The 26,852-nt window shown below is 65.2% G+C and carries 26 protein-coding genes and 2 pseudogenes; 11 read left to right on the forward strand and 17 right to left on the reverse strand.

All coding sequences use genetic code 11. The annotated features are described in order from the left end of the window. Window positions 1-26 precede the first annotated feature (26 nt). Both ACVWWN_RS11535 and ACVWWN_RS11540 read left to right on the forward strand, forming a co-directional pair. Window positions 27-461, forward strand: coding sequence for a hypothetical protein (locus ACVWWN_RS11535; protein ID WP_457144014.1), 435 nt, complete (start codon window positions 27-29; stop codon window positions 459-461). Next, window positions 458-1,054 carry a GNAT family N-acetyltransferase gene (locus ACVWWN_RS11540; protein WP_457149090.1) on the forward strand — a complete coding sequence of 199 codons (597 nt, stop codon included), beginning with the start codon at window positions 458-460 and terminating at the stop codon, window positions 1,052-1,054. Before ACVWWN_RS11535 ends, ACVWWN_RS11540 begins: the two co-directional genes overlap by 4 nt. 70 nt (window positions 1,055-1,124) lie before the next feature. Here the strand turns inward: ACVWWN_RS11540 and ACVWWN_RS11545 are convergent, their stop codons facing one another. From ACVWWN_RS11545 to ACVWWN_RS11560, 4 genes and pseudogenes are all read right to left on the reverse strand, one after another. After that, entirely contained in the window at window positions 1,125-1,577 is a 453-nt protein-coding gene (locus ACVWWN_RS11545) for an Hsp20/alpha crystallin family protein (protein ID WP_457144015.1), read from the reverse strand. 105 nt (window positions 1,578-1,682) lie between these two features. Then, a complete protein-coding gene (locus ACVWWN_RS11550) occupies window positions 1,683-2,540 on the reverse strand; it encodes a winged helix-turn-helix transcriptional regulator (RefSeq protein ID WP_457149091.1) in 858 nt (285 codons plus the stop codon). A gap of 33 nt (window positions 2,541-2,573) precedes the next feature. Then, window positions 2,574-4,091, reverse strand: a complete 1,518-nt coding sequence (locus tag ACVWWN_RS11555) for a carotenoid oxygenase family protein (protein WP_457144016.1) — start codon at window positions 4,089-4,091, stop codon at window positions 2,574-2,576. After that, a pseudogene (locus tag ACVWWN_RS11560) lies at window positions 4,069-5,321 on the reverse strand (acetyl-CoA acetyltransferase). The gene ACVWWN_RS11555 and the pseudogene ACVWWN_RS11560 overlap by 23 nt, the downstream one beginning before the upstream one ends. Before the next feature lie 225 nt (window positions 5,322-5,546). Here ACVWWN_RS11560 and ACVWWN_RS11565 point away from each other — a divergent pair. Further along, window positions 5,547-6,233, forward strand: a complete 687-nt coding sequence (locus tag ACVWWN_RS11565; protein ID WP_457144017.1) for a GAF and ANTAR domain-containing protein — start codon at window positions 5,547-5,549, stop codon at window positions 6,231-6,233. Between the two features lie 6 nt (window positions 6,234-6,239). Here ACVWWN_RS11565 and ACVWWN_RS11570 read toward each other — a convergent pair whose 3' ends face one another. The 3 genes from ACVWWN_RS11570 to ACVWWN_RS11580 form a co-directional block, all read right to left on the reverse strand. Then, window positions 6,240-6,866, reverse strand: coding sequence for an isochorismatase family cysteine hydrolase (locus ACVWWN_RS11570; RefSeq protein WP_457144018.1), 627 nt, complete (start codon window positions 6,864-6,866; stop codon window positions 6,240-6,242). 70 nt (window positions 6,867-6,936) lie between these two features. Further along, window positions 6,937-7,746: an indole-3-glycerol phosphate synthase TrpC gene (gene trpC / locus ACVWWN_RS11575; protein ID WP_457144019.1), complete on the reverse strand. Its 810-nt coding sequence runs from the start codon at window positions 7,744-7,746 to the stop codon at window positions 6,937-6,939. Between the two features lie 112 nt (window positions 7,747-7,858). Continuing rightward, a complete protein-coding gene (locus ACVWWN_RS11580; RefSeq protein ID WP_457149092.1) occupies window positions 7,859-8,497 on the reverse strand; it encodes a GntR family transcriptional regulator in 639 nt (212 codons plus the stop codon). 140 nt (window positions 8,498-8,637) lie between these two features. On the opposite strand from ACVWWN_RS11580, the gene ACVWWN_RS11585 reads away from it, so the two are divergent. Then, window positions 8,638-9,645: a 1-aminocyclopropane-1-carboxylate deaminase gene (locus ACVWWN_RS11585; RefSeq protein WP_457144020.1), complete on the forward strand. Its 1,008-nt coding sequence runs from the start codon at window positions 8,638-8,640 to the stop codon at window positions 9,643-9,645. A 48-nt stretch (window positions 9,646-9,693) separates the two neighbouring features. On the opposite strand, the gene ACVWWN_RS11590 is transcribed toward ACVWWN_RS11585, so the two are convergent. The 3 genes from ACVWWN_RS11590 to ACVWWN_RS11600 form a co-directional block, all read right to left on the reverse strand. Beyond that, on the reverse strand, window positions 9,694-10,143 hold the full coding sequence (locus tag ACVWWN_RS11590) for a DUF6319 family protein (protein WP_457144021.1): 450 nt from the start codon (window positions 10,141-10,143) through the stop codon (window positions 9,694-9,696). Between the two features lie 142 nt (window positions 10,144-10,285). Next, window positions 10,286-10,867: a cytochrome c oxidase assembly protein gene (locus ACVWWN_RS11595; protein ID WP_457144022.1), complete on the reverse strand. Its 582-nt coding sequence runs from the start codon at window positions 10,865-10,867 to the stop codon at window positions 10,286-10,288. Window positions 10,868-11,014: 147 nt separating this feature from the next. Further along, the gene (locus tag ACVWWN_RS11600; protein WP_457144023.1) at window positions 11,015-11,563 is read right to left on the reverse strand and encodes a DUF2243 domain-containing protein; all 549 of its coding nucleotides are present in this window, start codon (window positions 11,561-11,563) and stop codon (window positions 11,015-11,017) included. Between the two features lie 240 nt (window positions 11,564-11,803). Between ACVWWN_RS11600 and ACVWWN_RS11605 the strand changes: the two genes are divergently transcribed. Next, on the forward strand, window positions 11,804-13,162 hold the full coding sequence (locus ACVWWN_RS11605) for a WS/DGAT/MGAT family O-acyltransferase (protein WP_457144024.1): 1,359 nt from the start codon (window positions 11,804-11,806) through the stop codon (window positions 13,160-13,162). A gap of 198 nt (window positions 13,163-13,360) precedes the next feature. Here ACVWWN_RS11605 and ACVWWN_RS11610 read toward each other — a convergent pair whose 3' ends face one another. From ACVWWN_RS11610 to ACVWWN_RS11625, 4 genes are all read right to left on the reverse strand, one after another. After that, window positions 13,361-13,822: an SRPBCC family protein gene (locus ACVWWN_RS11610; RefSeq protein ID WP_457144025.1), complete on the reverse strand. Its 462-nt coding sequence runs from the start codon at window positions 13,820-13,822 to the stop codon at window positions 13,361-13,363. A gap of 179 nt (window positions 13,823-14,001) precedes the next feature. Then, entirely contained in the window at window positions 14,002-14,484 is a 483-nt protein-coding gene (locus ACVWWN_RS11615; protein ID WP_457144026.1) for a hypothetical protein, read from the reverse strand. Continuing rightward, complete coding sequence (locus ACVWWN_RS11620) at window positions 14,481-16,922, reverse strand: molybdopterin oxidoreductase family protein (protein WP_457144027.1); 2,442 nt, start codon at window positions 16,920-16,922, stop codon at window positions 14,481-14,483. Before ACVWWN_RS11620 ends, ACVWWN_RS11615 begins: the two co-directional genes overlap by 4 nt. 256 nt (window positions 16,923-17,178) lie before the next feature. Further along, window positions 17,179-17,676: a hypothetical protein gene (locus tag ACVWWN_RS11625; RefSeq protein ID WP_457144028.1), complete on the reverse strand. Its 498-nt coding sequence runs from the start codon at window positions 17,674-17,676 to the stop codon at window positions 17,179-17,181. Window positions 17,677-17,869: 193 nt separating this feature from the next. On the opposite strand from ACVWWN_RS11625, the gene ACVWWN_RS11630 reads away from it, so the two are divergent. The 3 genes from ACVWWN_RS11630 to ACVWWN_RS11640 are packed head-to-tail and all read left to right on the forward strand — an operon-like array spanning window position 17,870 to window position 20,721. Beyond that, window positions 17,870-18,652, forward strand: a complete 783-nt coding sequence (locus tag ACVWWN_RS11630; RefSeq protein WP_457144029.1) for an SDR family NAD(P)-dependent oxidoreductase — start codon at window positions 17,870-17,872, stop codon at window positions 18,650-18,652. A 12-nt stretch (window positions 18,653-18,664) separates the two neighbouring features. After that, on the forward strand, window positions 18,665-19,135 hold the full coding sequence (locus ACVWWN_RS11635) for an SRPBCC family protein (protein ID WP_457144030.1): 471 nt from the start codon (window positions 18,665-18,667) through the stop codon (window positions 19,133-19,135). Beyond that, window positions 19,084-20,721 carry a phytoene desaturase family protein gene (locus ACVWWN_RS11640; protein ID WP_457144031.1) on the forward strand — a complete coding sequence of 546 codons (1,638 nt, stop codon included), beginning with the start codon at window positions 19,084-19,086 and terminating at the stop codon, window positions 20,719-20,721. Before ACVWWN_RS11635 ends, ACVWWN_RS11640 begins: the two co-directional genes overlap by 52 nt. 27 nt (window positions 20,722-20,748) lie before the next feature. Here the strand turns inward: ACVWWN_RS11640 and ACVWWN_RS11645 are convergent, their stop codons facing one another. Together ACVWWN_RS11645 and ACVWWN_RS11650 are read right to left on the reverse strand one after the other, a co-directional pair. Next, window positions 20,749-21,498, reverse strand: coding sequence for a GAF and ANTAR domain-containing protein (locus ACVWWN_RS11645; protein ID WP_457144032.1), 750 nt, complete (start codon window positions 21,496-21,498; stop codon window positions 20,749-20,751). A gap of 66 nt (window positions 21,499-21,564) precedes the next feature. Continuing rightward, a pseudogene (locus ACVWWN_RS11650) lies at window positions 21,565-22,299 on the reverse strand (GAF and ANTAR domain-containing protein). A 997-nt stretch (window positions 22,300-23,296) separates the two neighbouring features. On the opposite strand from ACVWWN_RS11650, the gene ACVWWN_RS11655 reads away from it, so the two are divergent. Both ACVWWN_RS11655 and ACVWWN_RS11660 read left to right on the forward strand, forming a co-directional pair. After that, window positions 23,297-24,193 carry a manganese catalase family protein gene (locus ACVWWN_RS11655; protein WP_457144033.1) on the forward strand — a complete coding sequence of 299 codons (897 nt, stop codon included), beginning with the start codon at window positions 23,297-23,299 and terminating at the stop codon, window positions 24,191-24,193. A 28-nt stretch (window positions 24,194-24,221) separates the two neighbouring features. Further along, on the forward strand, window positions 24,222-24,806 hold the full coding sequence (locus tag ACVWWN_RS11660; protein ID WP_457144034.1) for a hemerythrin domain-containing protein: 585 nt from the start codon (window positions 24,222-24,224) through the stop codon (window positions 24,804-24,806). A gap of 391 nt (window positions 24,807-25,197) precedes the next feature. Here the strand turns inward: ACVWWN_RS11660 and ACVWWN_RS11665 are convergent, their stop codons facing one another. Then, window positions 25,198-25,404: a hypothetical protein gene (locus tag ACVWWN_RS11665; protein ID WP_457144035.1), complete on the reverse strand. Its 207-nt coding sequence runs from the start codon at window positions 25,402-25,404 to the stop codon at window positions 25,198-25,200. Between the two features lie 94 nt (window positions 25,405-25,498). On the opposite strand from ACVWWN_RS11665, the gene ACVWWN_RS11670 reads away from it, so the two are divergent. Further along, window positions 25,499-26,851 (forward strand): APC family permease, encoded by a 1,353-nt coding sequence (locus tag ACVWWN_RS11670; protein ID WP_457144036.1) that lies wholly within the window; start codon window positions 25,499-25,501, stop codon window positions 26,849-26,851. Window position 26,852 lies beyond the last annotated feature (1 nt).

The raw sequence follows: 26,852 nt of genomic DNA on the forward strand, positions 1-26,852 counted from the left end.
GGGCACCCATTCGATACTCTCATCGCATGGCTCGCCTTCGTCCCGGTTGGCTGGTTGCGCTGTGTGCGGCGATCGTGGCGGTCAGCGCGTGGTTGCCGTGGTTGACCAGCAGGGCCGACGGCGGCGGCCGGGCCAATGCTATCGGCGGAATCGTCGGCGCCATCGCCACGCCGCGGCCGGGGTTCGGGGTCGGACAGCTGATCGTGCTGCTGGCATCGACGCTGATCGTCGCGGGCGCGATGGCGGCGCGCGGGCTGTCGGCCCGGATGGCCGCAACAGCTGCGCTGACCATTTCGGTGCTACTGGTGGTGCTGACGATGTGGTACTACCGCCTGTACGTGTATCCGCCGGTGTCCGCGGGGTACGGGTTGTACGTCGGCACGGGGGTGGCGGTCGTCGCGGTTCTGCTGTCGGTGTGGGCGATGGTGTCCGCCTGGTCGTCGACGCGCCGGTCGTCGTGAGCGGGTTCATCGAACCGGTCTCGTTGACCGGCCGGCGTTGGGTGGCGCTGGAACCGCTGTCGCGCGAACATATTCCGGAGATCGCTGCGGTCGCCGCCGACAACGAGCTGGGGAGGCTGTGGTTCACCGGAGCGCCGGGAGCGGACACTGTCGAGCAATGGGTCGACATGCGCCTGAGCCTGCAGATGCCCGATACCGGTCTGACGTTTGTGGTCCGCAGTCTCGACGGGGCGTTGGTCGGGTCGTCCAGCTACCTCAACGTGGATGCGCCGAACCGCCGGCTCGAGATCGGCAACACCTGGTATGCCGCCACGGCCAGACGCAGCGGAGTCAACACCGAGACGAAGTTGCTGATGCTCGGCCATGCGTTCGATGAGTTGAATTGTGTGGCAGTCGAATTCCGTACACATTTCTTCAATTCCGCCAGTCGGGCCGCCATCGAGCGAGTAGGCGCCAAACTCGACGGGATACTGCGCAGCCACCAGGTGCTGCCCGACGGGTCGCGGCGCGACACCGTGGTGTATTCGATCCTCGACATCGAATGGCCGGCGGTCCGCAACAATCTGCGCTACCGCCTCGACCGCGACAACTGACGCCGAAACTGCGGCCAGATCGCAAGTTTCGGTCGATACGCGATCTGGCCGCAGTTTCGGTTGGCGTCGGCTATTCGGCCTCGACGGTCGTGTGGGTGTCGATCGACCGCTGTTGGCCGCCGTGGGCGACGTCGATCCTGCGCGGCTTGGCCCGCTCAGCCAGCGGAATGGTGACGGTCAGCACGCCGTTCTCGTAGGTCGCGCTGATGGCTGCCGTGTCCACACCCTCGCCGAGCGACAACTGCCTGCGGAAGCTGCCGAAGAACCTCTCGTTGGTCAACCACTGCACGGACTCGTCGGAGCGAGCGGTCCGGCGTGCGGAGATCGTCAGAGTGCCGTTGTCGACGTCGACATCCACCGAACCTGGGTCGACGCCGGGCAGGTCGGCGGTCAGCACGTAATGATCGTCGATCTTGCAGAGGTCCATCGGCATGAACCGGGGAGTGCGATTTGATCCCGCCTCGCTGGACAGCAAGCCTCGGGTCAACGCGTCAAGGTCACTGAACGGATCAAAACGAAGCACAGCAATCCACCTCCTAGTCGTCTCACGGCCCGCCACCGTGGCGGGTAGCCAATCACTGTGCAAAGCCGAGATTAGCACTCGACCCTTGGGAGTGCTAGAAAAATTTCAGCTTCTTTTCACCTGTGCGCCGCGCAGCTGACCGGCGCATTGATCACAGACCAGGACAGCGTCGAACCGCGCGCCGCACACCGTGTGGGTGAGAACGACGGCCGGACCTTCAGGGCACCGAAACCACTGTTGCGCCCACTGCAGAGCAGACACCAGGACCGGGAAGAACGCCCTGCCCTTTTCGGTCAGCCGATAGCGGTTGCCGACGGCGATCAGCACGCCGTTGGCGGTGAGAATGGACAGCCGGTCGGAGATCGAACCGGGAGCGGCGCCGAGTTGTGCCTGAAAATCGGTGAACCGGCTGACCCCGACGAAGGCGGCGACCAGCAGCGCGAAGGCCCAGCGGTTGCCCAGCACACTCATGGTCTCGGGGAAGAGGCCGGCCGAGACGTCGCGCGGATCCGCCCCGGATCGCCTTCGCGTCGAGGTGACCGGCATCGACCTGGGCCACGAACCGCTCGGCCCCCATTGCGCGTTGATGTCCTTCTCGCTCACCGCATCGCCACACGAGCGGCAGGTGACCACGGGGGCGAAGTCGGCACCGCACGGGATGTGCCGCATATTCGGCAGCCTCTCCGCATGGTCGGACACCCATCGTCGCTCCCATTCCCAGATGGACAACAGCACGGGCCACAGCGACCGCCCCTGTGGGGTGATCAGATACTCGGAGCGCGGCGGATTGGCTTGATACGGGCGTTTCTCGAGCAGCCCGTCACGGGTCAGCGATTGCAGCCTGCTGGCCAGCACCGAATTCGAAATGGGCAGCCGCTCTTTGAATTCGGCGTACCGCGTCGTGCCCATGAGTGCCTGTTGGACCACCAGAAGCGTCCACTCGTCGCCGAGCAGCCCCAGCATCGTGGCGACAGCGTTCGCCTCCGGTCGCTTCAACTAGAGGCCGATCGCGGTGGCCGCGTCGTCGAACTCATGCCAGCACCGCAGCTCTGCTCCCGGTGCCCAGGTTGAATGGGTGCCGCTTGAAATGCGCTCGGGGAGAAGCAGCTTGCACACGGGACCGTCGGCGACCCGTGCCGCGTCGAACACCAGACAGTAGGAACTGTCGGCGTTCATATCGGTGGTCAGCGTGATCAGGTAGCCATCGTCCTCGGCCGCGCCGCCGACCCGCGGAGCCATGGCCGTCTCACTGCCGTACACGCCGGGCTCGAAGGCGAACTGCTCCTCGACGCCGGTGCGCAGGTCATGCTTGACCAGGCCGTCGAACAGAAACCAGCCCGGCTTCCCGGTCGCGGCGTAGATATAGCGATAGCCGCGGCCCGCATAGCCGGCGTTGATCATGCCGAACTCGGTGATGCGATCGGTGAGCTGCTCTTCGGTGGTGGTGCCGGTGACCAGATTGAACCGCCAGCGGCGCAGCCGGGTCTGTAGCCGGTCCAGGGCGAGGAACCGAAATGCCTTCTCCCATTTGCTGCTTGTCAAACTATCCACCGGCGCGGGATCGCCCTCGTAGAAACCGTCGAGCACGATCTCATCGCCGTCTTCGTACGCGTTGGTGAAGTGCAGCACGAACGTCGGATCCGCCTCGAACCACCGGATGTCATCCAGTCCGCCGCCGCGCGGGACCACCGCGAACCGCGACGGCATGTCCCGGTGGAATCCCGGCAAATGGATGTCGGCCGCCAGCAGCTTGGGATCCCAGAACAACGGAAAGTCATTGAGAATCGCGTAGTTCTCGGTGAACGCCATATCGTGCGGCAGACGCGGCCCGGGCAGCGGGATGTCGGTCAGGTGCACCAGGTCATTGTGAGCGTCCACCACGCCGTAGCGCATGTACGGGGCCCGCTTGCTGTAGGTGAAGAAGAGCAATTCGCCGGTGGCGTTGTCGACCTTCGGATGCGCCGACACACCCCAATCGAAGGGGAAGCGACCGTTCCAGTCCGCCTTTCCCAACGTCTCGGCCGACATCGGGTCGACACGGTACAGATCTCCGCACTGGTAAAAGCTGGTCAGCGCGGTCCCCCGATGCACGATGACATCGGTGCTCGAGGCGTCTTTCATCAATGTCCGCGCGCCCCAGCCGTGGTCGCGCTTGGCGACCTGCACCGGCTCGGCCAGGCCCGGCCAGAGCGCGCCACCGGCTTCGTCCTCGGCTGCGAGCCCGTCGGTCCGGATGAATCGGTTGCGGTAGAAGGCCTTTCCGTCGCGGAAGCCGACGATGTGGATCATGCCGTCGCCGTCGAAGGGGTGGTAGAACTTCAACGACGGATGCAACGGGTTCTCGGTGTTGCGCAGGTAGACGCCGTCGAGGTCGCGCGGAATCCCCCCTTCGACCGCGGTCAGGTCGTCGGCGTCCCACTCGGTGGTCTGCGGTCGCCACGGACCGGTGCGGTAAGGGTGGTCGTCGTCCTCCGGCAATGTCGACAGGAACTTACCGACGATCTCGACATCCATGTCTAGGCCTCCTGGCGGTACCGATGACGAAACTGACTGTGGTGGCAGTACTACCGCCGAAGTTCAACGTGCCGAACGCCTTTGCGCCCTCGACTTGGTAGCCGCCCGCCGCCCCGCTGACCTGTTTCGCGGCGTCGACGAGCATCCGTACTCCCGATGCGCGACGGGGTGTCCGCCTCCGATAAGCCCGCCGCTGGGGTTGATGGGAAGCGCACCGCCCAACTCGATATCGCCGTTCTCGATCGCCTTCCACGACTCGCCGGGCCCGGTGAGCCCGATGTGGTCGATCGCCAGGTACTCGCTGGGCGTGAAGCAGTCGTGCACCTCGAAACCATCCAGGTCATCGAGGGTCACTTCGGCCCGATTGAACGCGTCGAGCACCGCGTGCCGGACGTGGGGTAGTACATAGGCATCGTTGGCCGAGCGGTCGAGTTTCTGTTGCAACGCCAGGCCGACGGTGCGGTGGCCCCAGCCGTCGATCCGCCCGACGGGTCGCGCCCTGGGATGGTCGCGCAACCATTCGTCGGTGACGAGCACGACGCCGGCCCCGCCGTCGGTCATCTGGCTGCAGTCGAATCGGCGCAGCCGGCCCTCGATCACCGGGTTGACGGCGTCGTCGGTGCCGCGGCCGATCAGATCCGGGATGGTCCAGGCGCGGGTCTGCGCGTTGGGGTTGGCGCGCGCGTTGGCCAGATTCAGCCGGGCGATGGCGCGCAGGTGCGCCTCGTCGATGCCGAACCGGCGGTCGTACTCCTCGGCGACCCGGTCGAACATGTGTGGCCACATGAACCTGGCCTCGGAGCCCTCGTAATTCGTCCACGCAGCCACACCGAGGTGCTGGGCGGCGATGTCGCCGGGAACCGTCTTCTCCAGTTCGATGCCGACCACCAGCGCGGCGCGGTAGGCGCCGGAACGCAGGTCGGCCATGGCGGCCAGCGTCGCGACACTGCCGGATGCACACGCGGCTTCGTGGCGGGAGGCGGGCGTGTCCCACAGCCCCTCGTGCACGGTGGCGGGCATCGCCCCGAGGTGGCCTTGCCGGGCGAACATCTCTCCGAAGGCGTTGGCGACGTGCACCACCCCGATGTCGGCGGCATCGACCCTGGCGTCCGAGAGCGTGTGATCGACCACCTCGGCGGTCAGTTCGGCGAAGTCGTGTCCTTCACGGGTGAAGTTGCGGGCGAAATCGCTCTGATGACCACCGAGGATCCAGACATTCGAGGTGCCCATGTCCGCACGCTACTACAACTAAGAGAGTTACTCGGCGAATCAGCCGGGGGCGGCCCCGCCGGCTCGATGTCTGAACCGACGAGACCTCAGCGGATACGGCGGTCGACCACCGCACCCGCTTGTACCGCTGCATTGCCCGCCCGGTCGGATGACAAACGTTTATGCTGCGGGTTCAGGCATGTCCGCCGGGTGTAGTGCCGAGCCCCAACGGGAAGTCCATATCTCATGACACAGGCGGGGAACCACGAGCTGGCCCAGCGGATGGCGGATCTGGCGCGGTCGGTAGCGGGTCCGCGCCGCGTCATAGACGTGCTGTCAGACGTCACGGAGACGGCCAAAAAGCTGATCCCCGGCGTAGACACCGCCGGTGTGCTGCTGATCGGCAAAGGCAAGAAATTTGAATCGTTGGCCGGTTTGTCTGATCTGCCGCATCAGCTCGACGAATTACAGATGAAGTATGAGGAGGGTCCGTGCGTTCAGGCCGCCCTCGACGACCAGATCGTGCGCACCGACGACTTCCGCACCGAGGAGCGGTGGCCGCGGTATTCCGCGGCGGCCGTCGACCTCGGCGTGCTGAGCGGGTTGTCGTTCAAGCTCTACACCAGTTCCCAGACGGCGGGTGCGCTGAACCTGTTCGCGTTCAAAGAGCAGGCCTTCGATGCGGAAGCCGAGACCGTCGGCGCGGTGCTCGCGGCGCACGCCGCGGCGGCGATCCTGGCCAGCCGCCATGGCGAACAGCTGCAGTCGGCGCTGTCCACTCGAGACCGGATCGGACAGGCCAAGGGCATCATCATGGAGCGATTCAACATCGACGACGTCCAAGCCTTCGAAATGCTCCGGAAGCTTTCGCAGGACGGCAACGAGCGCCTGGTCCAGATCGCAGAGCGCGTCATCAACACACGCGGCACCTAGCTCTACTCAGAGCGCGGCGATGGTCTCGACAATCTGTTCGGTGGCCACCAGCGCGCTCGCGTAGTACGGCATGTTGACCTCCAGAGAGGCGTGCATCTCGACATCCGAGTAGTCGGCGGTCGCGTCCTTGACCATGGTGACCTGGTAGCCCAACTCCGCGGCGTAGCGAACCGTCGCCTCCACACAGCTGTGGGCGATGAGTCCCACCACGATCAGCTGATGGATGCCGTGCCTCTTGAGCAGCAGGTCCAGGTCCGTATTGGCAAAACCGCTGGAGCACCAGTGCTCTTGGGCGACGATGTCGCCGGGTTGCGGCTGAAACTCCGCGCGCAGCTCGCCGCCCCACGTGCCGAACTCGAACGTCTTGCGTGACCACGCCGCCTGCTGGATCGGCGCAATGCACCTCCACGTCTCGTAGTCGCCCGGCCGGTAGCGGCGGTGCAGCGCGTAGAACACGCGAATGCCGGCACGCCGGGCAGCGTCGAGGACTTGCGCCATATGCGGTACACAGCCATTGGCCTCCGCGACGCCCTTGAGCCGGTCCCACACCTTGCCGCCGTCGGAGATGAAGTCGTTGTAGGGATCGATGACGACGAGACCGGTGATGTTCTTGTCGTAGGTCACATCGTTCATCGCGCCTCCAGCATTCTGATCAGGGCTCTCAACATATCTAGGTGCTGGCCCCGACCAGGTCAATGCCCGGTCAGCGGCGCCGGATCGCCTTTGCCTGAGCGTCGGCGGTCTCGATGAATTGACGAACGGCGGTCTGCGGATCTCCCGACCGCACGAGTGCCTCGCCGACCAGCACGACGTCGGCGCCCCAACTGGAGTATTCGGCCACGTCCTGAGGGCCGGCCACGCCGGATTCGGCCACGCGGACGGTGCCCTCAGGGACCAGTGGCGCCAATCTGGCGAAGACCGAGCGATCGACGTCGAGCGTGGTCAGGTCTCTGGCATTGATGCCGAGCAGCTGGGCGCCGGCGGTCACCGCTCGGCTCACCTCGTCGGCGGTGTGCGCTTCGACCAATGCAGTCAGGCCGAGGTCTGCACACAGACCCAGCAGGTCGGCCAGTTGATCGTCACCGAGCGATACGACCATCAGCAGTGCGAGGTCGGCGCCGTGAGCTCGGGCTTCCCACAACTGATAGGCCTCGACGATGAAGTCCTTGCGCAGGACCGGAATGTCGACACGCTCGCGAACCGCGTCCAGATCGGTGAGGGATCCGCCGAATCGGCGACGCTCGGTCAGCACGCTGATCGCCGACGCACCGCCGGCCTCGTACTGGCCTGCCAGGTACGCGGGGTCGGGAATGTCGGCCAGGTCGCCCTTGCTGGGGCTCTTGCGCTTGACCTCCGCGATGATCGAAACACCAGGCTCCCGGAACGCCGGCAGGGGATCAAGCGCGGCAGCAGTGTCAGCGACCCTCGAGCGCAGCTCGGACAACGGCACCTCGCGTTTGCGTAGCTCCAGGTCTTCACGGACCCCCGCAAGGATGGTGTCCAAGACGTTCACTCCGGCCTCCTCATCAGATTGCCGACCTCTCCAATGCCCCTGATTACCAATGACCTTGGACAACGATTTATTCATTTCAAGAAGAGACGTGACGCCGACTTCGGTCTTCCGGCTATTGCAGAGTCAGCCAGTTGAGACGGGCTTCCCTGGCGGCGGCGTCGGCGTCGCCCTGTTCAGCCAGATCGGCGATCTTCTCGTGCTGAACGACCGACGAACGGCCGCTAAGAGATGCGAAACGCACACGTTCCATGCGGCGCAACAGTGGGGTGTATTGATCGAGGACGGCACGTATCGCCGCGTTGGCGCAGAGATCCACTGCGACGCCGTGGAATTCGTCATCCGCGCGGATGGCCTCTTCGACGTCGTCGAGGCCGAGCGCCGCCGCGAATCGCTGGTTCGCGGTGCGCATGGCCACGATGTGTTCGTCGTGCATTGCCGCCACGGCCTCGCGGACCGCCAGCTCATGCATGGCAGCGGTGACGGCCTGCGCGTCCTTCATGACGCGAATATCGAGCGGGCTCACGATGGTGTACCGCCCGGGCCGGGTCTGCACCAGGCCAGCAGCGTCCAGCCGGGCAAGGGCCTCGCGGATCGGTGTCCTGCTCACTCCCAGCCACGCGCTGAGTTCGGCGTCGACCAGTCGTTCGCCTGGCTCCAGCGTGCCGTCGACGATGGCGGCTCGGATGGCGGCGAACGCGTCGTCTCGCAGCAGCTGCCGCGGGGGCGAGGCCGCTTTCTTTGGCACCGGCATGCAATATGGTGCGCGCGGCCAGACGACAGATGTCAAATCGAACGCGCTGGTGATGCCGGTGGTCAGGCGCATCGGGGAAGTGAATGTGTCAGAACGCCGACTTGCGATATATTGCATACCGCCAGCCAGAGAGGATCGCTATGCCGGTTGAGGATTTTCAGCGCTACCCACTGACATTCGGACCGAGCCCGATCCATCCATTGGACCGCCTGACCGGGCACCTTGGTGGCGCGCGCATCTGGGCCAAACGGGAGGATTGCAACTCTGGGTTGGCATTCGGTGGCAATAAGACACGCAAACTCGAGTACATAGTCCCCGACGTTCTCGCGCAGGGCGCGGACACCTTGGTGTCCATCGGCGGCTACCAGAGCAACCACACCCGGCAAGTCGCTGCCGTCGCCGCCAAACTGGGCCTCAAAGCCCGACTAGTGCAGGAGAAGTGGGTCGACTGGCCGGACCCGGGGAACGACAAGGTGGGAAACATCCTCCTGTCGCGCATCATGGGGGCGGATGTCCGACTCGACCCTGCGGGCTTCGACATTGGCATCCGCTCGTCATGGGAGGATGCGCTGCAAGAGGTGAGAGATTCCGGTGGCACGCCGTATCCGATCCCGGCGGGCGCGTCCGAACATCCGCTCGGCGGACTTGGTTTCGCGAACTGGGCCGACGAAGTGGAGCGGCAGGAAGCCGAGCTCGGCGTCTTCTTCGACACGATCGTCGTGTGTGCGGTCACCGGGTCGACCCACGCCGGCATGATCGCGGGCTTCGCCAGACAGAACCGTCCGCGTCGCGTCCTGGGTATCGACGCGTCGGCGACCATCGACAAGACGCGCGCGCAGGTCGCCCGTATCGCCCGCCATACCGCCGACCTGATCGGCCTCGGCCGTGATCTCCGCGACGACGAGATCGTCGTTCTCGAAGGATGGGCGGGTGACCTCTATGGAATTCCCGTCCAGTCCACGGTGGACGCGATCCGGTTGACCGCCCGGCTGGAGGGCATGATCATCGACCCCGTCTACGAGGGAAAGTCGATGGCTGCTGTCATCGATCTGGTCAGCGACGGCACGATCGGTAACGAGTCCAACGTGCTCTACGCACATCTCGGCGGACAGCCTGCCCTCAACGCCTACAGCGGTTTGTTCACCTGATCTGTGGTCGGCGTTATCAGCCAGGGGGGCGACGATTGGTTCAGGATCTCAGTCCAGGTCGGCAAGCGTCTTGCGGGCGGCTTCCAGTTCGGCTTCCAGAGCGGCGACCTTGGCGGCCTGCTGGGAGCGCGCCTCTTCGATGACCTCGTCGATCGGGGTGTAGAGGTCCTCGTGCAATTCCTTTGCCGCGCGGGAGACGGCGGCGGCCGCGACCGCGAGGTTGCGGGCCAGATAGGTGGTGCCCTGCTTGAGCTCGGCGCGCCATTCGCCGTCGGCAGTACCGGTGACAGTGAGGGTCAGCTCGAGAGTTTTGCTCTTTTTGCCGGCCACCTTCTTGGCGGGAGCTTTCCTCGGCTTCTCCTCGGCGGAAGCGGGGGCGGCCGGCTCGTTGGACACCGGCGCCCCCTCAGGCGAGGTGCTCTCGACAGAAGAAACCACGACGTCGGGAGTGTCGAAGTCGGTGGACGGTGCCTGTGCTGGCAGAGTGTCTACAGTCATCGTTGCGGCGATCTCCTAGTGAATATCGCCCGCAGTGAGCGGGCCGGCGCTGACAGCATATTAGAACACATGTTCGACTCCCGGGCCAACGTGCCACCGCGTTGACTCGCTGCGTATCAGGATTGAGCCTGTCGAATTGCCCTCAGCCGCAGGTGGTCTCGGTGCGACGTGCGACGCGCGGCTCACTGACATGACAACCGTAGGCACGTGCTCGATGCGTTGGTGGTCGCCACGTGAGCAGTATGGCCAACGCGAGCAGGATTTCGGCGATGTCTCCCCAGTAGTACATCAGCGTCCCTGCATCGCGGAGTTGGTCGGCGGAGACCGGTATGCGAACGAACAGACCGGCGTAGACGAGTTGGGCGATGGCCGAGTGGCCCAGCACGGCGACGCCCAGCACGACGATCCGGATGGGCACGGTCGGACGGTCGGGGCCGGGGTCGGGGCCTGCGACCATCCACACGAACAGGTACCCGGTGGCGAAGAAGTGGATGTGAACCAACTCGTGCAGTGCGAGGTTCGTGGTGGTGACCGTGTACGACCGCGTGAAGTACAGCAACGCCAGGCCACCGAGATTCGCGACCAGAAGCAGCAGCGGGTTGGTCAGTATGCGTGCCGGCGGTGACCGCAATGCATGCACGATCGATTTGCCGGTTCGCGACGACACCGATCTGAGGATGAGCGTGACCGGCGCGGCCAGGACGAGCGCAAGTGGGGCGAACATTCCACTGGTTCCAGCCGCGCGGTTCATGGCCTCGTAACGCGGCCAGCGCGGCGTAAACCAGTGCAACGCCGGCGAGGGTAACGATGGCACCAAAGGATACGAGTGTTTCGGTTTCTTGGTGGCCCACCGAACCGTGGGCGAGGGTCGTCACGGCGTCGCTTGTTCGTGGTCGGTCGCAGCGTCGAGCGTTGCGGTGCGTTGCGACAACCAGCCGCCGACCAGCAGGACGAGCCCGAGGGCGAGGAAGCCCATGTCCCAGAGTGTTTGATATGGACCGGTTTTGATGTGGTGGATTCCCAGGAGCTGGTGATCGGTGACTCCTTCGACGAGATTGAACAGGCCCCAGCCGGCCAGCACCCATCCCCACAGCGCGCGGGTGGTCCATACCTTGCCCCGCGAGTGAGTGATCCGCGAGTAGAGGATCGCCAGCCCGACCAGCACGGACAGCCAGGTGAACGTGTGGAACAGGCCGTCCCACAGTGTGTTGATCTTCAGCCCGTGCACGGTGTCGTCGGGGTATGCCGTCACGTGCAGACGTGACGTGCCCGCACTGGTGAGCATGTGGTGCCATTGCAGGAGCTGGTGCAGCAGGATGCCGTCGAGGAAGCCGCCCAATCCGACTCCCAGGATGATGCCGGGGAGCTTCAGCGACGCAGCGCCGGCCGTGCGGCGGTCGGTGTTCGCCACTGAAGTCATTTCGGTACCTCGGTCTCTGCCCGCGGACGCATTACGCGGGCAAGTACCCACGCAGCCGGGGATTACGCGGCCACGGTGGCGCTCGATTCCGGCACAACTTCGTGCGCGCGGATTCGGAAGCTGGTACGGCGGCGAGCGAAGTAGTCGTCAATCCTCGGAGACGTGTGACAACCGCCGACTCTGGATACCCGCCTGGTAGCCATTCCAGATGGCCGCGTTGCCGGAAGAATCGAGGTCATCGTGGAGCCGATATCGCCAACGGACGCGCTGTTCCTGCTCGGGGAGTCCCGCGAACATCCCATGCACGTGGGGTCGCTGCAGGTGTTCGACCCGCCCGGTGGTGCGGGACCGGAATTCGCGCGCGACTCCTACGAGGCCATGCTCGGCTGCACGGATGTGCAGCCGACTTATCGAAAGCGTCCCGCGTTCTTTGGTGGCCTCACCAACGTTGCATGGTCGTTCGACAAAGACGTCGAGCTCGACTATCACCTGCGACTTTCCGCGTTGCCCAGGCCAGGGAGGGTCCGCGACCTGCTCGAGCTGGTGTCCCGGCTGCACGGCACCCTGCTCGACCGTTATCGGCCGCTGTGGGAAGTACACCTTATCGAGGGCCTGCACGACGGGCGATACGCCGTCTACACGAAGTTCCACCACTCGCTCATGGACGGGGTGTCGGCGCTGCGGCTGACGCAACGCGCCTTCTCTACTGACCCCGCCGACGAAGAAGTCCGCGTGCCGTGGAGCCTCGGCCCTCGCAAGCGCCCGGAAAGTCGGCGGCGGCCATCGTTGGTGGCTCAGCTCGGTAACACGGTCGGCTCGGTGGCATCGTTGGGGCCGTCCACCGTCAAGCTGGCACGCGCGGCACTGCTCGAGCAGCAGTTGACGCTGCCGTTCCGCGCGCCACGAACGATGTTCAACGTGCGAATCGGCGGCGCTCGGCGGGTGGCCGCACAATCCTGGTCCCTGGACCGGATCAAAGCCGTCAAGTCGGCGGCCGGGGTGACGGTCAATGATGTGGTGCTCGCGATGTCGGCGGGTGCGCTTCGTGCTTACCTGCTCGAGCACAACGCGTTGCCGGGCGACCCGTTGATCGCAATGGTGCCCGTGAATCTTCGCCAGGATGACGACGATCGGGGCGGCAACATGGTGGGCACATTTCTGTGCAATCTGGCGACCGACGTCGAGGACGCCGCCGAGCGGCTCGAGATCATCAGTACCTCGATTCGTGACACCAAGGGGGTCTTCCACGAACTGCCGCAGGTGCAGCAACTGGCCTTATCGGCGTTCAACATCGGCGGACTCGTGTTCGGCCTCATCCCCGGGTATCTCGCCTCCGCGTCGCCGCCGTTCAACATCGTCATCTCCAACGTGTCCGCGGGCAGTCGGGAGCCGCACTATTGGCGCGGTGCCCGGCTGGACGGCAACTACCCGTTGTCCATCACTCTCGACGGCCAGGCCGTCAACATCACGGTGACCAACAACGCCGACAATCTCGACTTCGGTCTGGTCGGATGCCGCCGTAGCGTCCCGCATCTGCAGCGGCTGCTCGGCCACCTGGAGACATCGCTGAAAGATATTGAACGAGCAATCGGCGTCTAAGGCGCTCAGATGCTCACCGCGGCAGCGTGACTGAGGCGGGCTTGTCACCGCTGCTGCAGTTGCGGGAGCATGTCTTGTTCCCAGCTGGTGAAGAACCCGCCCGTCCGGTCCGATCTGCAGGCCCGGCGACGCGTAGACCCGGCGGCGAATCCGTCAGCGTGTCGGGCGGGCCCCTTCGCGGCACTTACGAGTCACCGGTCAGGCGTCGGGGCGTGAGACGTCGCCGCGCCACCCTCCGGTTTCTGCTGACCGGCTTTCGATGAACTTCTTGAACCGCTCCAGGTCACCGCTCACTCGGGCCTTGAGGATTCCCAATTTGTCGGCGACGTTCTCGATGAAGCCTTCCGGGTCCACATCCAACTGCGTGGTGACCCGGGTCTTGTCGTCGTCGAGACGGTGGAAGGTGACCACCCCGGCGTGATCGGGGCCGCTGTCGGACTTCCAGGCCACCCGTTCCTCGGGGTGCTGCTCGGTGACAGTGGCGTCGAATTCGCGGGTCACTCCACCGACTTTGATCACCCAGTGCAGATGGGTGTCGTCGCGTTGGTCGATGCGTTCGACCCCTTCCATGAATTCTGGAAACGACTCGAATTGGGTCCACTGGTTGTAGACCACGTCGATCGGGCGGTTCACGTCGACTGATGCGGTGGTGGTGCTCATGAGTTGCTCCTTGAGTTCGCAGGCACTCCTGCAATACCCGGCCCCGTGACGAAGCAAGCTCATTTGACGGCTTTCACCACATCTTTGTGCGCCGGTTTCACCAAGTGAGCGACCTTCACCCGTTCATCTCGGCCCGCCGGGGCGATCGCGGATGCTGCGTCGGGCCGCTTTTCAGACGGTCAGTCAGCGAGTACCTGCGGTGACAATTCCTTGAGCATGGCGTTCGCCCAGCGCATCTGGCGCAGCGTCTGAAGACGACAGCGCGACGTCACCGCGAGCAGTTCACCATCCTTGGTGGCCTGTGCGGCCTGGGCGAGGAGTTCCCAGTCCAGCGAAACCCCGGCAGCGACGCGGTGGACGCGACGGAGATCGGCGAGCAGCAACAGGCTCGGCTGCTGTCGGTGGCGCAGCAAGTCGCTGAGCCGCTCCTGGAGTCGGCCGCTCAACACAAACCGCCGTGGATGGGCGGGTAGTCGCAGGACGCGGCGGGTACGGTGGTCGCTCAGCGCCGCGACGTGCTCGTCGGACCAGCCGGCCAGGTCGCTCGCCAGGTGGCTGATGTCGTGATCGCTGTGGTGCCGGGCGGCGAGGGCGCGGAGGTTGTGCGCGAGGCGGCGTTCGCTTCGTTGCAATTCGGCGATCGCCAGCGCGAGCTTGCTCATGGCTGGCCTCGCGAAACGCACTCTTCGTCGACGTCGGCCTGCGCGCCTCCGGCGGTCGCCGGAATTCCGTCGTCCAGCGGGGCGGACGCAGCCGTGGTCGGCGCAGGCGCGGGCCCGTGGCCCGTCGTGACCCGACGCACTGCCGCGGCGGCTGTTTTGAAGATCGGTTGCTTGGACACCGGGTCCCAGTCGGTGGGCGTCAACACGTTGGCGGCGCGGTGACGCCCGGCGGATTCCGTGTCCCAGTAGCCGTAGTGGAACGGTAGGAACACCACGCCGGCTCGGATGCCCGTGATCCGTGCTGCAGCGGTCACTTCCCCGCGCGGCGTGCGGATCTCCACCAGGTCACCCTCCGTGATGCCGGCTCGTCGCGCATCGCCGCCGGAGAGCTCGACCCACACCTGCGGTGCCGCTGCCCGCAGCTGTGCCGCCCGGCCGGTTTTGGTGCGCGTGTGGAATTGGTAGAGCGTGCGCCCGGTGATGAGGACGAGCGGGAAGTCCGCGGAGGGTCTTTCGTGCGGTGCGACGTACTCGGCGGCCTTGATGATTGCCTTGCCATGGGGGTTCATCGCGCGGTACTCGGTCGGCTCCAGCGGCGCCCCGGTAATGAGGTCCTTGCCGTAGGTCTCGCAATAGTCTGCTTGTGCCCAGAACCGGCCGTCGGCGTAGAGCCGTTCGGCGCCATCGGGATGGTCGGCGTTGCAGGGCCATTGGATGCCGCTGCCGCCCCGCAACTTCTCATAGCTCAATGCCGTGTAGTCGCAGGGGCGTCCGGCGCTGCACGCCTTCCATGCCTCGAATACTTCCTCCGGGGCGGTCCACGGCGGAAGGGGCCGGCCGTCTTGGTCGCGGAAGTCCATGCGGCGTGCGTAGTCGAGGAAGATGTCGAGATCGGCGCGAGCCTGACCGGGCGGGTCGATGGCTTTGTCCGAGATGTGGACGGTGCGGTCGGCGTTGGTGAAGGTCCCCGTCTTCTCGCCCCACGCCGCGGCGGGCAGCACCACGTCGGCGAGTTCGGTGGTTTCGGTTGGGAAGATGTCTTGCACCACGAGGAACAGCCGGTCCTGGGACAGGATGCGCCGGATGCGGGAGAGTTCGGGCAGTGACACCGCGGGGTTGGTCGCGGTGACCCACAGCATGCGGAGGCTGCCTTCCTCGGCGTAGCGCAACATCTGCATGCAATGGGTGGGTGGCCCGTAGTGCGGGATCTGCATAGGGTCGACGTTCCACAGTCGGGCCAGTTCCTCGACGTGGGAGTCGTTGGCCCAGTTGCGAAAACCTGCGAGATCGCCGTCGGCGCCGCATTCACGCGTGTTCTCGGCGGTGGGCTGGCCGTTCATCTGCAGGACCCCGCAGCCGGGCCGGCCGAGCATGCCGCGCACCAGGTGGACGTTGTTGACCTGGACGGCTGCGGCGGTGGCCTGGTGGGACTGGTAGAAGCCCTGCAGCACCGTCGACAGCAGCCGGTCGGCGGTGCCCAGCAGCTCGGCCGCGCGGCGGAGGTCTCCTGCGTCGATTCGGCAGATCTCGGCCACCCGCCCGGGCGCGAAATCCGCCACGCGCTCGTGCAGTTCCTCGTAACCCACGGTGTGGCGTTCGACGTAATCGTGGTCCACCCAGTCGTGCGCGAGGATCTCATGAAGCAGCCCGTTCATCAGGGCGACGTTGGTTCCGGGCAAGGGCGCCAGATGCAGGGTGGCGTGCCGGGCCACCGGCGTTGGGCGCGGGTCCACACACAGGAGCGCAGGGGGGTTGGGCCCGGCCAGCCGGTCGAGCATGCGCATCCACAGCACTGTCTGCGTCTCGGCGACGTTGTGTCCGTACAGCGCGATCGCATCGGCGTGGTCGACGTCGGTGTAGGACCCAGGCTGGCCGTCGCACCCGAATGACTGCTTGAGCGCTTCGGCGGCGGTGGCGGTGCACAGTCGCGTGTTGCCGTCGACGTGGTTGGTGCCGATCGCCCCGTGTGCGATGACGCCCTGGGTGTAGTACTCCTCGATGAACAGCTGGCCGGAGGTGTAGAAGCCGATGGCGCTGGGCCCGCGGTCGCTCAGCAACTGCTTGCTGTGTGACACGATGCGCTCCATCGCGGTGTCCCAGTCAGTCTCGACAAGCTTGCCGCCGCGGCGCACAAACGGAGCGGTCAGCCGGTCGGTTGAGGCGTTGGCCTGCCAGCCGAAGAGGTCCTTGGGGTCGAGTCGGCCGTGATTGATGCGGTCCACGCCGCGGCCGCGTACGCCGGCGATGCGGCCGTCTTTGACGGCAATGTCCAGCCCGTCGCCGTTGGAGTGCAATACCGCCGCGGACTGCACCCATCGGTCGACGTCATTCGGGTGCAGTCCCGGCTCCAGATATGTGTCGACTCGCCGTGGCCACCCCCCACCGCGACTGTACGGCGTCCGGCTGCCCCACGGCTCGGCGACGCGATCGATCCTCATGGCGAGCTCCTCTAGTCGGCCGGATACCCGTCGGTTGTGTCCTCACACGCGGACAGCTTGTTGCGTGCGCGGAACCGAAAGCCCGAATCGGTTAAGGGTTGACAGCAGAGCACCGTCGACCCCGCCGGCCGGCGTCAATCACTGTCGATGAAAGTCCGGCATTGGCGATGACGAAACATGCTGCAGTGCAGGGAGTTAATGGTCGCTGATTGGTGATCGCGGCCATCATCGGGCGCACCCGGCGCCCACACTGGCTTCAGTTCTTCGACTCGCCGCGCCCTGTGCCGGGAGTGTGCCCAGGTCCGACTCTGTCGTCATCACGGTCGGACTCTGAAGTCTGCGAGGCCGGTTGCTCGTCGGCCGGAGACGTGGTCGCGCCACCTCTCGTTGCTGCCGGGCTCTCCGATTTGTAATCGGGATCCGTAACGGGCCCTGTCGCGCCGCCCACGTTCGCACCGCCAGATCCCTCGGTGCTGGATGCTGCGCTGCTTGCGCTTCGCGCTCTGCCCTCGTACGGCGGGATTGCGGCGCCGGTGTCCTGCGGGGGCAACTCGCCCGTCCCGCCGTAGACCTCCGACTTCGTCGGGTCGCTGAGCGGTGGGTTGACGTCTTCGTCCACGGTGCCGACCGGGCGGTCCGCGCGGCCGTGTTCCGGAGCGTCCGTTCCTGTGTCGCGCACACCGCTGCCCGCATCTGGGTTGTCGAATCGTTCGTGCTGCGCATCATCTGACTGTGCTTGTTCTTGACTGCTCATCTCTGCATCTCCTCGAGCCTCGCCGTCGTGGCGGGCGCTCACGGCTGAATACCCGGGTGGTGGTTGGGGAAACCACTGCTCAGTGCTGCTGCACCGAGGCTCGGCGGAACCGCCGTCACCCTCCAGAGAGTCGAGGTGACAGCTGGCGTGGCTGTTGGCGTTTGGCGGCGCCGCAGTCGGGTAGCCCGCGGACATGGCAGGGGATCTCGCGTTGGTGACGGGCGCCTCGAGCGGGATCGGATTCGAACTGGCGAAGTTGTTCGCCGGTGATGGGTACAACTTGGTCGTGGCCGCCGATGAGGACAGCATCGAGGATTCTGCCGAGAAGCTGCGTGCAAGCGGGGTCGAGGTGTGCGCCGTCCAAGTTGACCTGCGCAAAACCGGAGATGTTGAGCGCCTGTACCGCGCCGCAACCGACGGTGGACGCATTGCTGCGGCCGCTCTGAACGCCGGCAGAGGACGTGCGGGGCCGTTCATCGAGGGTGACCTGGACGACGACCTCGGCATCATCGACCTCAACGTGCGCTCGACCGTGCAGTTGGCCAAGCTCGTGCTGGTGGATATGGCCCGTCACGGGAGCGGCAAGGTGTTGTTCACGTCATCGATCGTTGCGGGTATGCCCGGGTGGAACCAAAGCATGTACAACGCGTCGAAGTCGTTCGTTCAATCCTTCGCCGAGGGGCTTCACGACGAGATGCGTGATAGCGGTGTGACGGTCACATCTTTGATGCCGGGTCCGACCGCGACCGACTTCTTCCGTCGGGCAGGAATGTCGGATACCGTGCTCGGACAGATGCCGAAAGACGACCCGGCCCGCGTTGCACGACAGGGCTATGACGCGTTGATGAATGGTGACCGCAGGGTCCTTGCTGCATCTCTGTTCTCGAAAGCCATGGGAGTCACGACCTGGTTCCTGCCCGACGCCGTGAAGTCGGCGGCCAACCGGTTGATCGTGACCCGCATCGGAAGTTGTTGAAAGGAATTCGGAATGGCGGAACCAGCGGCAGTCGACAGCAGGCTCACCGTAGAACGTGATATCGCGGCGACGCGGCAACAGGTGTGGAACGTCATCGCTGACGGTTGGACGTATTCGCAGTGGGTGGTTGGCAACACCCGCATGCGCGCCGTCGACCCTCGCTGGCCCGCCCCGGGCGCCACTATCCACCACACCATCGGGATATGGCCGGTCGTGCTGAATGACGAGACCGAGGTCGAGTCCTCGACGCCGCCGGAGGAACTCGTTCTTCTCGCCAAGAGTCGACCCTTCGGTGCTGCTCGAATAACATTGCGGCTGAAGGATAGTGAGCTTGGCTGTTGCGTCACGATGGCCGAAGTGCCAGTTGGCGGTCCGCTCAACTTGGTGCCACGTCGACTGGCGCTGGCCGCGGCCTATCCCAGGAATCGTGAATGCCTGATGCGGTTGGCCGCCCTCGCGGAACGGCGGGCAGAACCGAAGTGAGCCAGAGTGCCGATGCGGTGGTGATCGGGGCCGGCCACAACGGGTTGGTCGCCGCGGCGATGTTGGCGGACGCCGGCTGGGACGTGTTAGTACTCGAAGCGCAGTCCGAACCCGGTGGGGCGGTGAAGAGCGCTGAACTCTTCCCCGGCTACGTCAGCGATCTCTACAGCGCGTTTTATCCCTTATCTGTCGCATCACCGGCATTGCGGGAACTGCATCTGGAGGATCACGGGCTGCAATGGACGCATGCGCCCGCAGTCGTCGGACATCCACGCTCCGCCGAGGATGACGACGCACCGGTCATTCACCGTGAGATCGACCGTACCGCGGATGATCTCGAGCGTCGCGATCGCGGCGAAGGGGCTCGGTGGCGTGCATTGTTCGACCAATGGCTGAGCATCAAGGACGCGCTGTTGGCGACTTTGTTCGCACCTTTCCCGCCGGTGCGTGGTCCGGTACAACTGCTGCGGGCGCTCGGTTCGGCCGAGGCGCTGCGGCTGGCCCATTTGATGCTGCTGCCCGCCGGGGTCATGGCGCAGCGATTATTTGAGGGTGAGGCGGCGCGATTGCTGTTGCTGGGCAACGCGATGCATGCCGATGTGCCCATCGATGCACCGGGAAGCGGGGTGATGGGCTACCTGTTGATCATGATGGCCCAGGACGGGGGATGGCCAGTGCCCGTGGGCGGGGCAGGGCAGCTGACGGAGGCGCTGGTGAATCGGGCGCGCGCCGCGGGTGCCCGCATCGAGTGTGATCGCGAGGTCGACGCGATCGAAGTCAGCGGCGGCCGCGCCGTGGCAGTTCGGACGACTGAGGGGTCGAACGTCCGGATCCGTCGCGCGGTGATCGCCGATACCTCCGCGCCCAGGTTGTACGGCCATCTGCTGGCCTCGCATGCGGTTCCGGATGCAGTTGTTCGTGAACTCAAGCACTTCATCTGGGATACACCCGTCTTGAAGATCAACTACGCACTCGACTCTCCGATACCGTGGCGGTCCAAGAGCCTGAACGAGGTGGGTACGGTCCACGTCGGGGCGGACCACGATGGTCTGATTCGGTGGATGGCCGACCTGAACACCGCCACGGTTCCGCTACATCCGTTCATGCTTTTCGGCCAGATGTCCACCGCCGATCCGAGTCGATCGCCGATCGGCACCGAAAGCGCATGGGCTTATACGCATCTCCCGCGGGGAGTGGCTGACGACGCTTCCGCCGACCAACTGTCGGCGGCGGTCGATGTGGTGCTCGAGAAATACGCTCCCGGCTTCGGAGGAAAGGTGATCGGTAAGACAATCCAGCGTCCGTCCGATCTCGAAGCCGGCGACGCGAACCTGCACACTGGCGCGGTCAACGGTGGGACGTCACAGCTTCACCAACAGCTGATCTTCCGGCCCGCCCCCGGGTTCGGGCGGGCCGAGACACCCGTCGAGAACGTTTATCTCGGCAGTGCCGGCGCCACACCAGGCGGTGGCGTCCACGGCGTGTGCGGCCGCAACGCTGCAAGAGCCGCGCTCGCCGGCGATGGCGCCCGCGGTTGGCCACGTAGGCGGCTTACCCGGACAGTGATGTCCTTGACCACGCGGTGAACCAGCGCGCCGCCGCTGCGTCTGAGGTCAGGTCAGCGAGATTCGGGACATCATGTCGAGCATTGCCGGCCGGGCCGCGGGCTCGTTGATCAGGCGGCGGGCCACCGCGGTCAAATGGTCACCCTGTTCAAAGGCGTATCCGCGCAGCAACGCGAAGGCTGCGGGCACCGGCACATCAAGGCGTTCGTGGACAAATCCCTTGGCTTGTTCGACGACGACGCGGCTGGCCAACGCACGTTGCAGGCGTGGCCACACGGACATCGGAGTGGGAGCATGTTCCTGCAGGATCGCCACACACGCGATATGGGCCAACGTCTGACCGAGTAGCAGATCAGCGTCGTCGAGATCTCCGGGCTCGGACCGGAACAACCCCACGGCACCGAGCACCAATCCGCCCGCGCGCATCGGCACGGCATGCACCGAGGCGAGCCCTGCCTCGCTGGCCGCCGCCACGAACCGGGGCCAGCGCGCCTCGGCATCGCTGAGTTCCGCTACCGAGACCGGAGTGCCGCTGGTGTAGCTGTCCAGGCATGGCCCTTCCTGCGCCTGCAGCTGCAGTAGCTCCAGATCGCGGCTCTCCTCCGACGTCGCGGCCATCAGGTGCAGCTGGCGGTGGGGGTCGGCCAGCAACACGCCCGCGGAGGTCACGTCCAGCAGCTCGGCGCACCGCTCGGTCACCCCGGTCAGCAGATCCACCACATCGAAGTCGTCGAGTAAGTTGTCGACCACCGCCACTACGGACTGCAGTATGCGCGTCTCGCGGGTTGTCTCGGTCACCTCAGGCTCCGTTCTGTTCACGGCACTGGCGGTGACCGTCGGCCAGACGCCTTCATTCCGTGCACCTCATCGATCCTTCGTCAGATACAGCCGTTGCTCTACGATCGCGCGAGCCACCTCGGTGGCACTGGTGTCCGTGGCGTAGGCGTGGGCGCGCAGCCGCACCAACGCCTCGGCCGGACCGATGTCCAACTGCGCCATCAAGATCCCGGTGGCTTGGCTGACCTCTGCCCGCGTCAACACATACAACTCCTGCCAGGCGTCACTGTCGGGATCATCGATGGCGGCTGTCATATCCGAGCTGAACAGATCCAGCATCGGCAGCGCGGCCAGGTCGGCGGCCACCTACGCCCCAGCCAGCTGATCGGTGTCCAGTGTGTCCGGGCGGTAGCTGAACAGATCCAGTGCGCCCAAATATCCGCCGGCCATCAGGACGGGCATCGCATAGACGCCTCGGATCTTGTGAGCGAGCATCGCCGGCCCGTACGCCGGCCAGCGCATCTCCTCGGGATGTGCCAGGTCGGTGACCAGTACCGGGGCGCGGGACGAGACGGAGTCGAGACACGGCCCCTCACCCATGGTGAACTGCAATTCGTCATATGCCCGCGCCCGCGGTTCGCTTACTCCCAGCGTCGCGCTGGCCACTCCACCAAAAACGAACGAGATTGCCGCGGCATCCACACCGATCAAATCAACGCACGCCCTGCACAAGTCATCGGCCGACTTCACACCGCGCCGACCGTTCACCGCAGCCAGCAATCGCGCCGCGACCCACGCTGCACCGTCCCCCCCGGCGGTCATACCTGTGGCCATCGACCGCTCTTGGTCCTCCATCGCACCGGCAACGGCACCAAACGTCGGCGCAGCCCGGCGAACGCCACGTCCCCGCTGGCCCCGGCGCACACGCCGGCCAGAGACGTCGCCCCAACGAGGCCATCGTCGACGGGTGGAACCGTGCCCCTGGTATGGGCGCCACATTCGTGGTCGCGGCGATGAGCGAACATGCAGGGGCGTTACCCCCGACGGCTCATGTTAACCGCGCTGGGAGAAACCGGTTTTTGCTCAACAACGAATTTCCGTTCGGCCCCGTCCTCACCGCGCGCCAGATGGCTCGAAAGTGCCGGCCGAATGGGGTTCGGGTGTCGCGAACGGACCTCAGCGGTATTTCGGGCGGACAACCAATTCGGGTCGGTGTTCGACCGGAATGCCGTGGTCAAGTCCGTTGACAGCAGTGTCTTCCGTTGCCCTCACCCAGTTTGCGCATCAGCTCAGCGAGTCGGCGGAAATTGTGCAGTAGATCGCTGGCTCCATGTTGAGCCGCGGGAGCGAAAGTCCGGCGCCCGACACCAAGTCGTCGCCGTTTGTGCGGCTCGTCCACCATCAACGGCGCTTCATCCGGTGGCGCCGCCAACTCGGGTTCTGCGGAATGGGGAACCGCCGGTGGATCCGGCACAGGCGACACTACGAGTGGAGGCCCGGGATAGCGGGATTGCCGGGAGTGACGGCGGTGGCGGTGGCCTTGGCGGGCCGCCCGCGGCGGGTGGCAGCGGAGGCGGCAATGGCTGAACCCGGTGGAGGACCAGGCCGGCGCACACCCTCAGGCGATCCAGGCCGGCAACTGCTCGGCGGCAGATTTGGCACGCTGCAAAGGGATTCGTGCTCTCTGATCAAGGCTCTCTAGCAGTATCGATTTCATGATCTTGAACACCCAGTTTGGCCCCTCCTGCCTCGGGTACATGACCCGGATCTGCGATCTACAGCCCCCGGATTGCGATCCCATTACAAGCCGAGGAGCCTCATGTTCACTCACAATAAAGATCTTCAATTCGAGGTGCGGGTGACCGAACCCGACCCGCGTTTCGCTACGGTGCTGATGGAGCAGTTCGGCGGCGCCAACGGCGAACTCACCGCCGCATTGCAGTACTTCACCCAGGCGTTCGTGCTGCGGGAGAAGAACCCGAAAATGTACGACCTCTTCATGGACATCGCGACCGAGGAGCTCAGCCACCTGGAGATGGTGGGCTCGATGATCACCATGCTCCTCGACGGCCTCAACGATGACCTGAAGGTCGCAACTCAGCGGTGCGATTGGATGCCCGCAGTGGCCAGCCGCGACGGCCGCGAGCAGGCGATCCACCAGGTTGCGGTAAGTCCCTTGTTCTTGGTGTTGAGCGGTGGCGGGCCCGACGTCAAAGACTCTGCCGGCAACAACTGGACCGGCGCGTTCATCGACGCCAACGGAGACCCGACGGTGGACCTGCGCAGTAATCTCGCCGCGGAATCGCGGGCGAAGATAGTCTACGAGTACCTGAAGCAACTCACCGACGATCCAGGTGTGCAGGACACGTTGACCTTTCTGATGACCCGCGAGGTCGCGCATTATCAGCAATTCACCGCCGCGCTCAACGAGCTTCCGGTCAACTTCCCGCCCGGCCAGCTTCCCGGAGACCCGCGCTTCCAGAACGTCGCGTTCAACATGAGCGACGGCAACGGTCAATCGGTCCGCGGCCCGTGGAACGAAGGCCAGGGCCCGTGGCCCGAAGGCGTCGAATGGGAGTACGTCGAGAAGCCCGAACAGCAATGGCTGGGCACGTCGTTGCGCGCGAACACCGGCGCAGAGATCAATCCAGAGGGTTCGCCGGCGGTGGACGGTGATAAGCCTTTCACCCACGAACAACACCGCGCGACTCCCTGAGTGTCGTGACAGTGGAAAGGACGCAACTATGGACGCTTTGACGTTCCTCCGTCAAGATCACAAGAGCGTGCTGGGCATGCTGGAAGTGCTCAACGACGCGCCCGCTGGACCCGGTGCGGAGAGCAGCGGCTTGAGCACAATGGTGACCAACCTGATCATCGCGGAGTCGCAACACGAGGCGATTGAGGAACAGATATTCTGGCCGGCGGTACGCGACGCCCTCGAGGATGGTGATGCGTTGGCCGACAACGCAATCGAGCAGGAGCAGGAGGGGAAAAAGCTTCTGCAGCGACTCGAAGACGGTGAACCTGGTGAGCCTGACTACCAGGAGGCACTACGGCAGTTCGTCAAGGCCGGACGCGAGCACATCGCCTACGAGCAGGACGTGGTGTGGCCGCTATTCCAGGCGGCGGTCACCGATGAAGAGTTGATGAAGCTCGGCGAAAAGCTCGAGGCGGCAAAGAAAATCGCGCCGACCCGGCCTCACCCTGATACGCCGCCGAATCCTGCGGTACTCAAGTCGATGGGCGCAGCCACCGCAGTGCTTGATCACGCTCGCGACGCCGTGTCGGGAAGGGCTGCCGACAATCCGCCAGATCCGCAAATCCACTGAAGCGGGGGGAGCGCCGGCGCGCATCGCCGGCGTTTTCCTGCGTGGCCAATCGAAGTGGCGTCGGCGTCGCGTGCATGCTGATCTCGAACCGGACTGCGGGTGTCAGCGTGCGGTGACTGCAGATACGGTCGGCGACATCGCGTGTTACGAGCTGTGTTCGAGGGTCCTCCGCCGCTGAGTAACGGTCGGTGGTCGGATCGTATCGGGCCCCGGCAATCGCGGCGTGATCTGTGGCCAGTTCAGCGATCTCGACCGGCCAGCCGATCTGCTGCAGGCGGGCGGCGAACGCCCTGCTTGTGGTCGCGGGGACCACGTCAACCATCACGCCGTGCAGCAGTATGAATGAGACCATCGGGATTCTCGTTTCGTTCCACCGCGAAACACGCCGACGTCAACAGGTCCCGTCGCCCGCCGTCGGCGGCGCGCGAGTTCCAGTCGGGCACCACGGCGCGATACCGCGACGAGCCAGCCGCTCGGCGAGAGGCCGGATCACAGCGCGGTCGTCGGACTGCCTGCCGTGCCACACCAGTGCCGTGGATCGCGTTGAGTCACCGAAGAGATCGGCCAGCCGGCCGGGCGCGTGCTCGACAGTCTCCATAGGGTCAGTTTGCCGGAGGGCAGGCATGCACAGCGGCTCAGGGGGTATGCCGTGGGCCGGGAGCGACCACGCGCGCGGACCGCAGGAGGGGTACATGACATCGGAGATGAGAGCACGCACCGCAAAGGACGACGAGCAGGCCGACACCAAACTCAAACGTAAGATCACCGGCCCGCTGCTGTTCCTGTTCATTCTCGGCGACGTGCTCGGGGCGGGCATCTACGCGTTGGTGGGCGTCTTGGCGCAGGACGTCGGAGGGGTGCTGTGGGCACCGCTCCTGGCGGCGCTGCTGCTCGCCCTGCTCACTGCGGGGTCGTACGCCGAACTGGTCACCAAGTACCCCAGGGCGGGCGGTGCCGCGGTCTTCGCCGAGCGGGCCTTTCGGCAACCGGTGGTGTCGTTCCTGGTCGGCTTCTGCATGCTGGCCGCCGGAGTGACCAGCGCCGCTGGACTGGCGTTGGCCTTCGCCGGCGACTACCTGGCCACATTCATCGACGTCCCGGCCGTCCCAGCAGCCGTCGGGTTCCTTGCTCTGGTGGCATGTCTCAACGCCCGCGGGATCAGTGAATCGGTGAAAAGCAATGTGGTGATGACCATCATCGAACTGAGCGGGCTGCTGATTGTGATCGTCACGGTCGCGGTGATGCTCGGCCATGGCGGCGGCGATGTCAGCCGCGTCGGCCAGTTCCCCGACGGTGCGGTGCCCGCGTTCGCGATCCTCAGCGGGGCGATCGTCGCTTACTACTCGTTTGTCGGCTTCGAGACATCGGCGAACGTCGCCGAGGAGATCCGCGAGCCGAGCAGGGTCTACCCGGTGGCACTCTTCGGTGCACTCATCACCGCGGGCATCGTCTACGTTCTGGTGGGAGTTGCCAGCGCCACTGCTTTGTCGCCGAGCGAGCTGTCCGAGTCGTCTGGTCCGTTGTTGGCCGTCGTCTCCGCGTCAGGGGTCGGGATTCCGGACTGGGTTTTCAGCGCCATCGCACTCGTCGCCGTCGCCAATGGCGCGCTGCTTACCATGATCATGTCGAGCCGGCTGTCCTACGGTATGGCCGAACACGGCCTCCTGCCCGCCGCTCTGAGCAGCGTGCTGCCACAGCGGCGGACGCCGTGGGTGTCGATCGTTGCGACGACTGCGGTTGCCATGCTGCTCACTCTGGTCGGAAACCTGTCCACACTCGCCGAAACCGTTGTGCTGCTTCTGTTGTTCGTGTTCATTTCGACCAATGTCGCCGTACTGGTACTGCGTCGCGAGACAGTTGAACACGACCATTTCCGAGTGTGGACAGTGGTGCCCGTACTCGGCGTTGCGTCCTGCGTGCTGTTGCTGACCCAGCAGACCGCCAAGGTGTGGCTGTTCGCCGCGGTCTTGCTGGCCGTCGGCGTGGTGCTGTACCTGCTGGCGCGCGCAGCGACGCGGCGCAACCGCGGTGCGGCAGAACACTGAT

The organism is Mycobacterium sp. URHB0021 (assembly GCF_054057895.1).

Coding starts and splice junctions, on each gene's coding strand:
- ACVWWN_RS11665 (WP_457144035.1), bottom strand. CDS start 25,404: ATGGAGACTGTCGAGCACGCGCCCGGCCGGCTGGCCGATCTCTTCGGT.
- ACVWWN_RS11610 (WP_457144025.1), bottom strand. CDS start 13,822: ATGAGCACCACCACCGCATCAGTCGACGTGAACCGCCCGATCGACGTG.
- ACVWWN_RS11600 (WP_457144023.1), bottom strand. CDS start 11,563: ATGACTTCAGTGGCGAACACCGACCGCCGCACGGCCGGCGCTGCGTCG.
- ACVWWN_RS11635 (WP_457144030.1), top strand. CDS start 18,665: ATGGCGGAACCAGCGGCAGTCGACAGCAGGCTCACCGTAGAACGTGAT.
- ACVWWN_RS11670 (WP_457144036.1), top strand. CDS start 25,499: ATGACATCGGAGATGAGAGCACGCACCGCAAAGGACGACGAGCAGGCC.
- ACVWWN_RS11590 (WP_457144021.1), bottom strand. CDS start 10,143: ATGACTGTAGACACTCTGCCAGCACAGGCACCGTCCACCGACTTCGAC.
- ACVWWN_RS11620 (WP_457144027.1), bottom strand. CDS start 16,922: ATGAGGATCGATCGCGTCGCCGAGCCGTGGGGCAGCCGGACGCCGTAC.
- ACVWWN_RS11630 (WP_457144029.1), top strand. CDS start 17,870: ATGGCAGGGGATCTCGCGTTGGTGACGGGCGCCTCGAGCGGGATCGGA.
- ACVWWN_RS11565 (WP_457144017.1), top strand. CDS start 5,547: ATGACACAGGCGGGGAACCACGAGCTGGCCCAGCGGATGGCGGATCTG.
- ACVWWN_RS11595 (WP_457144022.1), bottom strand. CDS start 10,867: ATGTTCGCCCCACTTGCGCTCGTCCTGGCCGCGCCGGTCACGCTCATC.
- ACVWWN_RS11585 (WP_457144020.1), top strand. CDS start 8,638: ATGCCGGTTGAGGATTTTCAGCGCTACCCACTGACATTCGGACCGAGC.
- ACVWWN_RS11640 (WP_457144031.1), top strand. CDS start 19,084: ATGCCTGATGCGGTTGGCCGCCCTCGCGGAACGGCGGGCAGAACCGAA.
- ACVWWN_RS11655 (WP_457144033.1), top strand. CDS start 23,297: ATGTTCACTCACAATAAAGATCTTCAATTCGAGGTGCGGGTGACCGAA.
- ACVWWN_RS11550 (WP_457149091.1), bottom strand. CDS start 2,540: ATGCTGGGGCTGCTCGGCGACGAGTGGACGCTTCTGGTGGTCCAACAG.
- ACVWWN_RS11625 (WP_457144028.1), bottom strand. CDS start 17,676: ATGAGCAGTCAAGAACAAGCACAGTCAGATGATGCGCAGCACGAACGA.
- ACVWWN_RS11535 (WP_457144014.1), top strand. CDS start 27: ATGGCTCGCCTTCGTCCCGGTTGGCTGGTTGCGCTGTGTGCGGCGATC.
- ACVWWN_RS11555 (WP_457144016.1), bottom strand. CDS start 4,091: ATGGATGTCGAGATCGTCGGTAAGTTCCTGTCGACATTGCCGGAGGAC.
- ACVWWN_RS11615 (WP_457144026.1), bottom strand. CDS start 14,484: ATGAGCAAGCTCGCGCTGGCGATCGCCGAATTGCAACGAAGCGAACGC.
- ACVWWN_RS11570 (WP_457144018.1), bottom strand. CDS start 6,866: ATGAACGATGTGACCTACGACAAGAACATCACCGGTCTCGTCGTCATC.
- ACVWWN_RS11580 (WP_457149092.1), bottom strand. CDS start 8,497: ATGCCGGTGCCAAAGAAAGCGGCCTCGCCCCCGCGGCAGCTGCTGCGA.
- ACVWWN_RS11660 (WP_457144034.1), top strand. CDS start 24,222: ATGGACGCTTTGACGTTCCTCCGTCAAGATCACAAGAGCGTGCTGGGC.